This is a genomic window from Sulfurimonas sp. ST-27, assembly GCF_048081595.1.
In the GTDB taxonomy this organism is placed as follows: domain Bacteria; phylum Campylobacterota; class Campylobacteria; order Campylobacterales; family Sulfurimonadaceae; genus Sulfurimonas; species Sulfurimonas hydrogeniphila.
The window spans coordinates 395,827-407,788 of record NZ_CP182226.1; the positions used below are offsets into that span (position 1 = coordinate 395,827).

The 11,962-nt window shown below is 38.2% G+C and carries 11 protein-coding genes; 6 read left to right on the plus strand and 5 right to left on the minus strand.

Going from position 1 to position 11,962, the window contains the following annotated elements:
* Window positions 1-74 precede the first annotated feature (74 nt).
* From ACM66U_RS02140 to ACM66U_RS02160, 5 genes are all read right to left on the minus strand, one after another.
* The gene (locus ACM66U_RS02140) at window positions 75-1,067 is read right to left on the minus strand and encodes a GTP-binding protein (RefSeq protein WP_418641425.1); all 993 of its coding nucleotides are present in this window, start codon (window positions 1,065-1,067) and stop codon (window positions 75-77) included.
* A gap of 95 nt (window positions 1,068-1,162) precedes the next feature.
* The gene (locus ACM66U_RS02145) at window positions 1,163-1,864 is read right to left on the minus strand and encodes a 2-oxoacid:acceptor oxidoreductase family protein (protein WP_346389316.1); all 702 of its coding nucleotides are present in this window, start codon (window positions 1,862-1,864) and stop codon (window positions 1,163-1,165) included.
* A complete protein-coding gene (locus tag ACM66U_RS02150; protein WP_346389317.1) occupies window positions 1,864-2,733 on the minus strand; it encodes a thiamine pyrophosphate-dependent enzyme in 870 nt (289 codons plus the stop codon). The genes ACM66U_RS02145 and ACM66U_RS02150 overlap by 1 nt, the downstream gene beginning before the upstream one ends.
* Window position 2,734: 1 nt before the next feature.
* On the minus strand, window positions 2,735-3,937 hold the full coding sequence (locus tag ACM66U_RS02155; protein WP_346389318.1) for a transketolase C-terminal domain-containing protein: 1,203 nt from the start codon (window positions 3,935-3,937) through the stop codon (window positions 2,735-2,737).
* 4 nt (window positions 3,938-3,941) lie between these two features.
* Window positions 3,942-4,511 carry a carbon monoxide dehydrogenase beta subunit family protein gene (locus ACM66U_RS02160; RefSeq protein ID WP_151901043.1) on the minus strand — a complete coding sequence of 190 codons (570 nt, stop codon included), beginning with the start codon at window positions 4,509-4,511 and terminating at the stop codon, window positions 3,942-3,944.
* 725 nt (window positions 4,512-5,236) lie between these two features.
* On the opposite strand from ACM66U_RS02160, the gene ACM66U_RS02165 reads away from it, so the two are divergent.
* The 6 genes from ACM66U_RS02165 (at window position 5,237) to ACM66U_RS02190 (ending at window position 11,926) form a co-directional block, all read left to right on the plus strand.
* Window positions 5,237-5,632: a P-II family nitrogen regulator gene (locus ACM66U_RS02165; protein WP_151901041.1), complete on the plus strand. Its 396-nt coding sequence runs from the start codon at window positions 5,237-5,239 to the stop codon at window positions 5,630-5,632.
* A gap of 28 nt (window positions 5,633-5,660) precedes the next feature.
* Window positions 5,661-7,271, plus strand: coding sequence for a proton-conducting transporter membrane subunit (locus ACM66U_RS02170; RefSeq protein WP_346389319.1), 1,611 nt, complete (start codon window positions 5,661-5,663; stop codon window positions 7,269-7,271).
* Window positions 7,268-7,999, plus strand: coding sequence for a hypothetical protein (locus ACM66U_RS02175; RefSeq protein WP_346389320.1), 732 nt, complete (start codon window positions 7,268-7,270; stop codon window positions 7,997-7,999). Before ACM66U_RS02170 ends, ACM66U_RS02175 begins: the two co-directional genes overlap by 4 nt.
* Window positions 7,996-10,872: a putative inorganic carbon transporter subunit DabA gene (locus ACM66U_RS02180; protein ID WP_346389321.1), complete on the plus strand. Its 2,877-nt coding sequence runs from the start codon at window positions 7,996-7,998 to the stop codon at window positions 10,870-10,872. The genes ACM66U_RS02175 and ACM66U_RS02180 overlap by 4 nt, the downstream gene beginning before the upstream one ends.
* A 75-nt stretch (window positions 10,873-10,947) precedes the next feature.
* Complete coding sequence (locus ACM66U_RS02185) at window positions 10,948-11,286, plus strand: hypothetical protein (protein ID WP_346389322.1); 339 nt, start codon at window positions 10,948-10,950, stop codon at window positions 11,284-11,286.
* Window positions 11,287-11,536: 250 nt separating this feature from the next.
* On the plus strand, window positions 11,537-11,926 hold the full coding sequence (locus ACM66U_RS02190; RefSeq protein ID WP_346389323.1) for a hypothetical protein: 390 nt from the start codon (window positions 11,537-11,539) through the stop codon (window positions 11,924-11,926).
* Window positions 11,927-11,962: the final 36 nt, after the last annotated feature.

Below are 11,962 nucleotides of genomic sequence, written 5' to 3' on the forward strand. Positions count from 1 at the left end.
TTGGAATTTTAGTATCTGCAGGGAGTTAGGAGAGAAAGCACAAAGAGAGGTGTGTAGAATTTACACAGTATAAATTACTTATTTATACTGAATTGGGGAAGAACCAAAAAAGGAAATTTTTGACTGAGTAGTTTTATATCATCTTCTATGCTCTCACCGATAAAGATTAAGAGTGATTTTTCTTTATACTCCGGTAACTCTTCATAGCTGGCATCACCAAAGGAGTAATTGATAAATATAGGATTGGCTACATCAGTCACTTTTACAATACCTTTTGTCCTGTAGATGCTCTTAGGAAGGGCACTGAGGAGCTGGTCTATATCATTAAATGCCACATTGTCTTTGAGATAGGCTACTTTTTGGGTGATAGAGTCTTTGCCGGTATGATCAAGATGCTTGTAGTCTTTTGCCAGGCCGATGACTTCATCTATTTTATAAACGCCTTCAAATACCTCTTTGTTTACCAGACCCTGCTGGGCATAATGAATCATATAGTTGTTAAATACTGTCTCTCCTGTGAGATTGTTTTTAATGTTATACTCTTCTTTAATCTGTATAACCTCTTTTTTTACTTCTTCAAGCTGTGCAGGTGTTACCAAATCGACTTTATTGAGTATGATAATGTTTGAACCGCCCAACTGATACTTTGCGGTAGAGTTCTCTTTGTATGTATCAAAGTTTTTTGCATCGACAACACATATAATGCCCTCTATTGATATACCGAGGTTCTGCAAAGAGAGGAAAATCGGAAAAGGTTCTGATGCACCGGAGGTTTCTACAAAAATTATGTCAGGACTGTATTTGCTGATAATTTCACTCACACCGCTTTCAAATTCCTGTGCCAATTTACAGCAAATGCACCCTTCGGAAATTTCAAGTACCTCACTGTGTACATTTGTAAGAATTTTACTGTCAACTCCTACATCACCAAATTCATTGACAACTATTGCTATTTTCTTATCTTTAAAATATTTTTTGACAGTATTTGTAAGCATGGTAGTTTTACCAACACCTAAAAATCCTGTAATTATAAATGACTGTATGATGGGATCTTCCTTTAATGATATGGAATTATGTTTGTATAGAACAAATTGTTCTGGAGTATTATAGTATATTTTGGAAAAAGTAACTACTGTGTTGAATAACAGTAGTTACATTATGACTATTTTTTTGGAGATTCTAAAATCTGTTCAAATCCGACTTCTTTACACCAATCAACTGTCAAGTCAAATGCTGCTGAAGCAGTATCAAGATTTTTTTGAATAAGTTCTTTCTTTTTCTTGAACTTTTTCTCAATAACCGAGTCAAGTGTAGCCGTACCGCCGGAAGCTGTATATTTTTTCAGGAATCTGTCTTTGATTCCCTCTTCAATAGCCGGCTTGCTTACAGTGCCCAAAGCTCCAAAAAGCGCTCCAAGCATTGCCATGTTTGTTGCAAGTTCAGTTCCCGCCATATCAATAGCAAACTGAGTAAAGTCTTTTGTAAGCACTTTTACATTCAAATCACTCAATGTTTTTTTATCATCATCAGTCAAAAGATCTCTGTCACTGTTGATGATTACAAGGCCGTTTTCTTTGATACCGGCATAAAAAGGCATTGTGTATGATTTACCCATAGTAATAACCTGCGGGTGAAAAATCATAATGATATCAGGGTAAATAACTTCCCCTCTGTCATAAATAGGCACTGTCCCTATTCTTGCATAACTTTCAGATGGCGCCATTCTCTTTTCAGCACCAAAAAACGGATTTGATACAGCATAGTAACCTTCTGTATCTGCAGCTGTAGCAGCAATGTGTGCTGCTGTTACCGCGCCTTGGCCGCCAAGGCCAGGCATTCTGATTTTTATTGAATCTTTTGCCATTATATACGCCCTTCTTCTTTACATTTTTTCAAAAATTCTTCTGCTTCTGGTGAAACATGTTTGTAAGATGCAAATCTGTCTTTATCCTGATCTTTCATCTCACCAAGGCCTTCATTTGCACTTAAACCGATTTCAAGAATACACGGTGTGTAAATATTAAGGAAAGTCGGTCCGATTTCTCTTGCAACCAAGATCGCTTCTCTGACTGCTTTGGCAACTGCTTTTGGAGCAGAAGCTGTCATGTTTACAGAGTAGTGACATCCTGAAGTCGTTGCCAATTCCCACATAGGAACTTTGTCAAACTTTTTACCAAGAGGCGCCATTTTAAAGACCTGTCCTTTGGCTGTAGCACCAGACTCCTGTCCTCCGGTATTTGCATAGACTTCATTATCAAAACAGATTGTAGTGATATTTTCCTGTCTAAAGAAAGACTGAAGTGTATAGTCAAGACCGATATCAACAGTAGCACCGTCTCCGGCTAAAACAACAACATCTTTCTCAATATCCGGAAATCTCCAGTCAAGCACTCTTTTGATTCCTGATGCAACCGCATTTTGGTTACCAAAAAGTGAGTGCACAGTATGAAGCGCGATATGCGGGAACATTAAAGATGTACAACCCGTAGAGTTTACAATAATTGTATCTTCCGGTTTTGGCAGTGCAGATAATACATATCTCAGAGCAGCCGCTTCCGGACAACCGGCACAGAGTGAATGCTCTTCAAGCAACTCTTTTGTGTCAGGAAGTTCCTTGATACCACGTGGTTTGTCCATTTTGACTGACCATGTAGCTTTTTCCTCAAGATCTATAATCTCTTGAGGCATAATATCACGAAATTCTGGATTTATTTTATAGATATCTAATGCCATCTTATGCTCCTTTTCCCGGGTTGATTTTTTCCATTACTTCCGCAATAATTGCTTCAGCAGGCATACTCATACCGCCAGCGACTCTCGGTCCGCCGATAATGTCTGCTTCACACTTGTTGTAGAGTTCTTTTCTTACTTCTTTTTCCAGCCATCCGACAACATTGAATTCAGGTACAAATATGTGTTTGATACCTTCAACAGCTGCAAGAAGTTCTTTCGCAGGGAAAGGTCTGATTGTTCTTAGCTTGATAACTTTTGTTTTGATACCAAGTTTCATAAGCTCTCTGTGTGCTTCTTTTGCCTGGTTTGATGCCGTTCCGCATGTTACGAATGCAATTTCTGCATCATCTTCACCGGTAATGTGAATAAGACCTTTCAAGTAATGCTCTGCATAAGGGCGTGAACGCTCTACCGCTGATCGTACTTCCCACTGCCAAGAAGCGTGTGTTGCATACGAAATATAGTTAGACTTCATTACAAATGGATCTCTTAAGAAACGTCCCGGAGGTGTTTCAGAATCAATCGGAGGCAACGGAGCTCTGTACGGATCATACGGCTCTAATGCTATATCATCAGCCGGAAGCATAACTGCCTCTCTTGTGTGTGATACAAAGAAACCGTCAACAACTGTAATAATCGGAACATGTACATCAGGCTTTTCAGCTACTGTAAATGCTGCAATTGACATATCGAAAAGTTCTTGAACATTTTCAGCATACCAAATCATACATCCGGTTTCAAGCATAAAAGAAACTTCCAGGTTGTCAGGTTGAATAGTCAGTGGCGAGTTAATACCGCGAGCCATTAAAACCAGTTGACAGGGGATTCTTGTTCCAGACCACTGAGGAAAGTTTTCCATCGCTCTGAGTGTTCCCGGTCCGGAAGTTGTTGTCACTGTTCTGGCGCCTGCCATTGCACAGCCTGCAACTTCAGACATTACACCAAATTCGTTTTCCCCTCTAAAATAAGTACCGACATACCCTTCAGCCCATAATTCACCGATAAGGTGTGCTGCTTCTGACTGCGGTGTAATTGGGTAGGATACCGAGGCATCTACCGTACATCTTTTCATTGCTTCTTTTAAAACTTCAGAACCAGTCATGAAGTGTTTCTCTCTAGGAGCTTCGAAAAGCAAATAGTCTGTTGAAACTAATTTTTGTCCAGACCAGTTGTGTGTGTTTGTCATATCACTTCGTTTACTCATTGTTTTATACTCCCAACTCTGATTTAACTTCTTTAGCTATTTTGATGAACTTTTCAAGATCAGAAGCATGTTGGTCTCTAATAGTAGCCATTGCATCTTCATGTCCGGATAAAGCACACATTGCTATAGTGTAACAGTCTGTTTCTGCTCTAACAATCTTTAATGCAACATTTGCATAATGACAGTGAACACCGATAAAAATTGCTGCTTTGATTTTGTTTTCCCAAATCGTCAAGTTTGGATGATTTGGATTGATCTCAACTTCAGCATCAATTTTTGGATATTTTGGTCTGTAGTCATACATTGGAATCATGTTCGCATTCAGAACTTCTGCCATCTCTTTGATAAGAGTTGCTTTTCTTTTTGCTTCATCGCTCCATGCGTAAAGTACTTGTGGACCGGGGAAAATTGTTGCATTTTCTTTTGTCAACATCTGTTTTGCAATTTCTCTCATTGCCGTTTCTTCATCTACCACATCTTCTAATAAAAGTGCTTTTCCTTCTGGTGGTGTTATTACACCTTCATACGTAGCCGCAGGATATGGTGAATAATACGCAGGACCTTGGTTTGCCATAAGTTCTCCTATGATTTTTTTATTTTACTCTATTTTTTACTTAAATCTAAAACTTAGACTTAGACTGCTTCAACGTTAGGCATTTCCATCGTAATACAATCACGATTGAGCATATCAGTACATACGTATACACATAATGCACACCCTTTACATCTGTCTACATCAACCCAAGATGTATTTCCGCTTTTATCGAACATGAGTGTATTTGCTTCCGGGCAATACAGAGTACATGTATTACACTTGTACTCTGCACACATGTCAGCATTAACTTTTGCTACATAATACATTTTTTCTCCTATAAATGACTTAAACATAAAATACCAGTCTATTGAAAATTCAATCAATTCTAAGTATCTTTATCAATTTTGCGGCATCAAAAAATATAGAAATATACTTTTTATCAGCAACATTTTATGTTTTCAGTTGGGAGTTTACTTGGAAAGTCCTTTAAATTCTCTTTAATTTATGAGATAAATATTTTTTGTAAAACAATAAACCTGCACAAATAAGTTGTTTTGCCGGGTCTTATGCTACTTTTTGAAGCAATGAGGATATATTGGTGTTACAATATGTAGCACTTAGGATAGCCAGATTATCTCAAATGGCTGTATAGTGAGATTTAACCTAAATATTAGCTGTAGTAATCTGTGACTGATTCTATTTTTAGCCGAGCTTAAAAGTTATAATGTTTAAATTGCTGCCATATAAACAAAAAGGGGTTCCATATGGTTCAGGTTAATAGTATTATAGATCCGTCAGCACTTAATGATGTGTTGCATGGCTTAGAAGATGAGGGAATACAGGGTGTTACTGTAACAAGAGTATTAGGAAAAGGTTGCTGGGACGGTACAGAAACCGAATTGACAGAAAAGGTAATGGTTATTGTTATAGTTCCCAACAAGATATATAAAGACAAAGCAATGGAGGCTATTCGTGCAAATGCACAGGATATAGATCACGGTGCAGGAAAAATCTGGGTCGTGCCTGTGTTGGAGGTTGAACGTATCCGTACAGGTGAAAGAGATTTGGATGCTCTGCAAAAGACTATAGTGAAAAACAAAAAAAGATCGAATGATATTGATTTAGATGCTTTTAGTGCTATTGATACACCGGCGAGCTAAATATCTGCATTAGAAAACAGGAGTTTTAATGGAAAAAATTATACTGCTCATTCCGGGTATTCCTATTGTAATAGCATTTTTGCTGATTTTTGTGAAGAAAAAAGAGTTTATTCCGAAAATCAGTCTTATTTTGTCGAGTATGATAGCCTTGCTCGGACTGTACGGAGCGTATTATGTCATAAGTAATGATACACAAATCAAGGGATTTGGCGGATTGCTTATATATAATCAGCTTTCAGCTGTTTTGGTACCCTATGTTGCAATTCTTGGTCTCGTCATTCGTAAATATGCTACGAAATACATGTGGGACGAAGCAGGGTATAAAAGATTTTTCATTCTTTTGAACTTTATTTTTGCGTCAATATATTTACTGGTTATGAGTAACAATCTGATTGTTTTGGCTCTGGCATGGCAACTGATGAGTATCGGTCTGTATTTGCTTGTTTCATTTAATGTCGGTTCAAAAACAGCTGTAAAAAATGCAAGATGGACTATGTACATACATAAAGGTGCCGATCTGGTTTTTTTACTGGCCGTGATACTGACCTATAAAACATTTCAGAGTCTGGACCTTGCAACATTGAGCGAAAAGTGGCTTCTTATGTCCAAGGGTCCGGTTGAAGATCCTGTGATCTTTGTTATAGGACTGCTTTTCTTGATTGCCGCGATGATGAAATCGGCAATAGTGCCGTTTCATATCTGGCTGCCTTACACTTCAGAAGCACCAACTCCTGTATCGGGATTGATGCATGCCGGTGTTGTCAATGTTGGCGGTATACTGCTCAATAAGCTTGCTTACCTGTTGATGCTGACTCCGGGTGTGCTTAATATTGCTTTTGGCGTAGGCCTTTTTACGGCAATATTTGCATCGGCTTTAATGCTGGTAGTCTCAGATATCAAGCGTTCTCTTGGATACTCTACCGTAGGACAGATGGGGTATATGATCATGGAAATCGGTTTGGGTGCATTTTCACTTGCCATCTATCATCTTATTGTGCATGGTATATTCAAGGCAACACTTTTCCTGGAATCAGGCGCTTTGATCAAATATGCCCGGCATGATCCTAATATACCCGAACGCCTCTCCTATAAAGTATTTTGGGAGGATAAAACAGGCAACAGGAGCAACAGACTCTTTTATCTTATTGCAATTTTTACCATTTTGCCTGTTCTGGCTTTTATAGGTGTGAAAATGGTATTGAGCGAAGAGTTCTTTGAATTTAATGCGGCTATTGTTATACTGGCCTTTGCCTGGTTGACAGGAACACAGCTTTTCCTGTCATTCTTTAAAGTGTCAAAATCTGACTCGATACAAGTCATTCTGGCACTTGTCAGTACATTTGTTCTGATTTTGTTTACCTATGAGTTTATCGGTCTGACACTTGAGCATTTTTTATATGGTGAGGATGCCTTACTCTTTTACAAAGCGGCAACACTGAATGTGACGATGGCAAGTTCAATGGTTATGCTGGCTGTCATTATGACCATTGGCTGGCTCTTTATGTATAAACAGCATTTTGTGGAAATTCCGAATGCCGACATAAAACCAAACAAAATGAAGTGGCTTTTTTACAAACTGCTGGCAAAAGAAGGGTTCTATTTTGAAATATTTAAGCGTTCTAAAAAAGGGAGACTATGATATCTAGTATTTTATTATTTGTATTGGCTGCAGGATTTCCTTATTATATTTTCCTGGAAAAAAGCAAGAAGATTGGCAGTAAAGGTATCTTTTTATTGAGCGGATTTTTGCTTTTATGTGCAATTGTTCTCTCTTTTTTTATAGTAAATGAACATCCGACTTCACTTGTCATGATATCTTTTTTCAGTGCATTGTATACTATATACAGGGCTACAAAAACAACAAATTTTTATAAACTCGGATACTATTTTGTTTTTATAAATGCTCCGTTTTTTATGCTTTTTGAAGACAAGGGAGCCTTTTACAGTCTCTCTTTGCTGGTTTCTCTTCTTGGGATCTATTTTATAGGAAGGTTTTATGAAAAAAATTACGGCAGTGCAAATTATCTTGCCGTAAGAGGCATAACACTTGCCACACCTTATCTGAGCATCTATATCACTGTGTATCTGCTTTGTATAGCTCTCTATCCTCCCTTTCCCAATTCGCTCTTTTTTTTGAATTATCTCTTTACGGGGGAACCGTTTGGGCTTTGGTCTATAGTTGTTATAACGCTTTTTATAGGAAACTTTTTCTTGGCTATGAGAGTTATGGAAAAGTCACTTTTTGGAAAGCCGAATTTAAATATTCACTATGTGGATTTAACTTTTAGAGAAAAACTGTTGCATTTATCTGTTGTTACAGTCTTACTCGGACTGAGTATATATGGACTGAAGGAGCTGCTTTTATGAGTACAATCATGCAAAAACTTGATGCTGTCAAATCAACGGTACCCCATTACTGGCCAATCGGTGCATTTATTCATCACAACCCTTTAAAAGGTTTTGAACATCTCCATTTTAAAGAGGGAGTGGCCAAGGCGCAGAGTATCTTTGGCGGGAATGTTTACATGCAGCCGTCGTATTATCTGAATCTTTACAAAGAAGGCAAAATCAATTCTGATTTGCTCGAAGCAAACTTAAAAGAGATACTCAAAAGTGACGGATTGCAAGAACATTATGATCTGGCAAAAAAATGTCTGATAGAAGTCAATCCGAAATGGAACAGTCTTAGAAGCACTGCAGATTTAAACGAACATGAAATTGATGAAGATCTGTTGGCATATCTTGATGAAAAGTTTTTCTATCACAATAAAGAAAAGTGGATAGAAAAACTGACAAAGCATATGACACTCTATGAGATCAATGATATTCTTTTTGATCGTGATGACAAAGAGATGATAGAAAAAGATATTATTGAGTATATCACCAGGTTTTTGGATGAGGAACAGACAACCATCACTATGCCAAACAGAGAACTGGGAATGTTTGAAACATTCAAACTGTATGAAAACTTTGACTATGCCAAGGATTCCGAATCTTTTGTGAATGAAGCGCTACAAAAACTGAAAGTGAAAAATGTCGAGCAGTATCTGCTCGCGCATATTTTAAAACTGCACGGATGGGCCGGATTTATAAAGTACCGTTCCGAGGATCCTGACTATTTTTCACAGCAGGAGTATCCGTCATCACTGATGGACTATATGGCTATCAGACTCTATTTTGAACTTGCCTACCTTCAGCACAGACAAATCAAGAACTTTGAATTGCTGGACTCTTTTGTGCAAAAAAACAGTGCCTGTGTCATTTTGAAAATACTGCAGGCAAAAGGGGATCTGCCCGGCAAATATATAGATGCTATACAGGAACATCAAAATTATGAGCAGATTTTGGAAAACTATGTGCAGGATGAACTCAAACTTGATGCCAAACAGGTACACCTCTCAAGTGCCCAGCTGAACAATAAAGAGATTGCCTTGACAGAGTTGGCAAAAATCATGGAAACATTACGCTCCCATGAAGGATATATCTGGCTGAAGTCCCTTGAAGACAGCTATATTCATGCTTTTATTGATGAGATGAAACTGACTCAAACAGCTAATGGGCAGAGGCCTCTGGCTTCTGCCACATTTTGTCTGGACGTGCGTTCGGAACTGATGAGAAGATCTCTTGAGAGCAGAGGCAGTTATGTAACATACGGGGCAGGAGGTTTTTTAGGTTTTCCTATTGCCTTTGTGGAGTTTGACAAGGCGCATGAACAGTTTTTATGTCCGGCGGTGGTAAAACCCGGCAATATTATATTTGAACTGCCAAAAGAAGCGCATGAAGAGTACAGTTCGAAAAAAATTATGAACAAAACTACGAAAAAAGTTTTAAGTGATCTGAAAAACAATCCTTATACTCCTTATATAATGGTAGAGGCAATCGGCTGGATCTTCGGAATAAACCTTTTTGGAAAAACATTTTCTCCAAGAAAAACAAACAGGTTTTTGTCCGGCTTTAAGGCACAAAAACCTAAAACCACATATACTCTGGACAAACTCTCAGATCAAGAGATAGAAATGTATGTCAATAAAATGCACAGATATGTGATTGTAGAAGCTTTGAAAAACAGTGCATCGCAGGAGTACACGGCAGAAGAGATTCAGGCCATTCGCGATCATTTGGTTTTTGAAGAAGAGTTGTCACTGGATATTCCAAAAGAGTTGCTGGAAAAACTGCGCACAAAGTATAAAATAACACGAAAAGATTATGAGTATCAGAAGAACAAACTCAAAATGGTCGGATTTACTCTTGAAGAGAAAGTGCAATACCTCTACAGCTTTTTGATGATGATAGGCCAGGTGGATAATTTTGCCGAGTTCGTCATTCTCTGTGGACACCAAAGTGTTTCGGACAACAATCCGTTTGAGTCGGCACTTGACTGTGGCGCATGTGGCGGGAGCAGCAGTTTGCCAAACAACAGAGCTCTTTGTATGATAGCCAACTCGCAAGATGTAAGAGAGGCCATAGCCAAAAAAGGGATTGTCATTCCTGATGATGTTAAATTTATGCCGGCTTTACATGTAACGAGTACAGATGAGATAAAGTTTTATGATACAGACATCCTAACGCAAGAAGAGATGACAAAATTTACAAAAGTTATGAAGGATTTTGAAGAAGCTTCAAAAATTTCGCGTCAGGAGAGAATCACCCAGTTGCCGTATACAAATAGCCAGGAAGATATCATTGTAAAATCAATGGACTGGTCAGAACCAAGGCCGGAGTGGGGATTGGCAGGAAATATGGGTGTTTTTGCCGGTCCAAGAAGTTCTATAAAACATATGGCATTTAAAAACAGACTCTTTATGCACTCGTATGAGGCTTCTTTGGATAATGAAAATGCGGATATTCTGACAAAAATTTTCAACGGACCTCTTATTGTAGGCGAGTGGATCAACATGGAACACTATTTTTCTACAGTAGACAATGCCGTTTATGGGGCAGGTTCCAAAGTCTACCACAATATTGTTGCCAAAGTCGGGGTTTTTAACGGTAATTACGGTGACCTTAAAATAGGACTTCCTACGCAATCTGTTATGCTGGAGGGTAAAGCCTATCATGAACCTGTCAGATTGCTTACGTATATGGAAGCTCCTTTGGAAGCAGTGGGCAAGGCGGTTGAAAATTCGGTGGCCAAAGAGTTTATTTTAAATGAGTGGATACGACCTGTTATCATTGACAAAAAAGCGAAGAAGGTATATTCGTATGAATCAGGTGATTTTAAAGTTATAAAAGAGTTTTAATAGTATGTTTTCTTAACCATACTTTTAAGCGCAAAGTGATATAAACAGAGATTACTCTATACAAAGGAAATATTAATGTATACAATAGAAATTGACAAAGAATGCAGTTGCTTTAAAAAAAGCGGATTTGAAAACAATATGACATTTGATTCAAGAGAAGACATGATCAACAAGGCAAGAGTGTTAGAGTGTCGTATGAATCAAGAGTTTTGCATGAAACACTTTTTTCAGGCTGTAGATTACGGTGACAAAATCATCATTCACAGTACTGTAAGACCTGTGGAAGACGAAGATGAAGATATCGAGGATGCAAGAGACCTGGTGCAAAGAAGCGGTGTAACCATCGGATTTGACGCAAGTGAAAGCACACCAAACGGAAAAGAAAACTGCAGAACTCCAAGTTCTGATTTTTAAAGCCAGGCATCTTTTTTGGAACCGGTACTTCAGTGCCGGCTGTTGCAATAGTCCTGCCACTCTCAGCCGGCACTGAAGTACCGGTTCCGAGAACTGCCGGCTGAGAGTGCCAGGAAAAGCAGTAACAGTCGGCACTCCAGAAAAAAATTTAGTTTTTCTCACAAGTCATGCTTTAGCATAGAAAGTACCAATTCCGAAATATTGCTTATTTTTCTTTTGCTATACTTACAAAAAAAGTGAGTGAAATTTGATGCAGGATTATCTTATTGTCTTTATTGTGCTGTATATGCTTTTGGAGTTTTATGAAGTGCAGTGGCAAAAGGCTGGGACACTTATGGACATGTTGGCACGGATGTACCGCTATTATCATAAAAATGTTCTTCTTTTTCTGATTATGCACCCGACCTTTTATTTTGCCGTCTGGTTTTTGTTTTATACCCACTATAATCCCTATGCTTTGGCATTACTCTCTTTTAAAACTGCTGATATTGTAAGTAAAATTATTATGATTGATCAGGTTTTTATAAAAAAAGAGATATCAAAAGAGTTTGCCCAGGTATTGCTGACTCCCATAGGACCGTATTTGCCGTATGCAGGGCTTTTGCTTTATCCGTTTTTTATCTATATGGCTTTTGCATGAATCTGCAACAAAGATACTGCTCAAAATATTAAGTTT

Bases quoted from the DNA above. Each gene is read 5' to 3' on its own strand.
- ACM66U_RS02145 (WP_346389316.1), bottom strand. From the start codon at position 1,864: ATGGCAAAAGATTCAATAAAAATCAGAATGCCTGGCCTTGGCGGCCAA.
- ACM66U_RS02150 (WP_346389317.1), bottom strand. From the start codon at position 2,733: ATGGCATTAGATATCTATAAAATAAATCCAGAATTTCGTGATATTATG.
- ACM66U_RS02155 (WP_346389318.1), bottom strand. From the start codon at position 3,937: ATGAGTAAACGAAGTGATATGACAAACACACACAACTGGTCTGGACAA.
- ACM66U_RS02160 (WP_151901043.1), bottom strand. From the start codon at position 4,511: ATGGCAAACCAAGGTCCTGCGTATTATTCACCATATCCTGCGGCTACG.
- ACM66U_RS02165 (WP_151901041.1), top strand. From the start codon at position 5,237: ATGGTTCAGGTTAATAGTATTATAGATCCGTCAGCACTTAATGATGTG.
- ACM66U_RS02170 (WP_346389319.1), top strand. From the start codon at position 5,661: ATGGAAAAAATTATACTGCTCATTCCGGGTATTCCTATTGTAATAGCA.
- ACM66U_RS02175 (WP_346389320.1), top strand. From the start codon at position 7,268: ATGATATCTAGTATTTTATTATTTGTATTGGCTGCAGGATTTCCTTAT.
- ACM66U_RS02180 (WP_346389321.1), top strand. From the start codon at position 7,996: ATGAGTACAATCATGCAAAAACTTGATGCTGTCAAATCAACGGTACCC.
- ACM66U_RS02185 (WP_346389322.1), top strand. From the start codon at position 10,948: ATGTATACAATAGAAATTGACAAAGAATGCAGTTGCTTTAAAAAAAGC.
- ACM66U_RS02190 (WP_346389323.1), top strand. From the start codon at position 11,537: ATGCAGGATTATCTTATTGTCTTTATTGTGCTGTATATGCTTTTGGAG.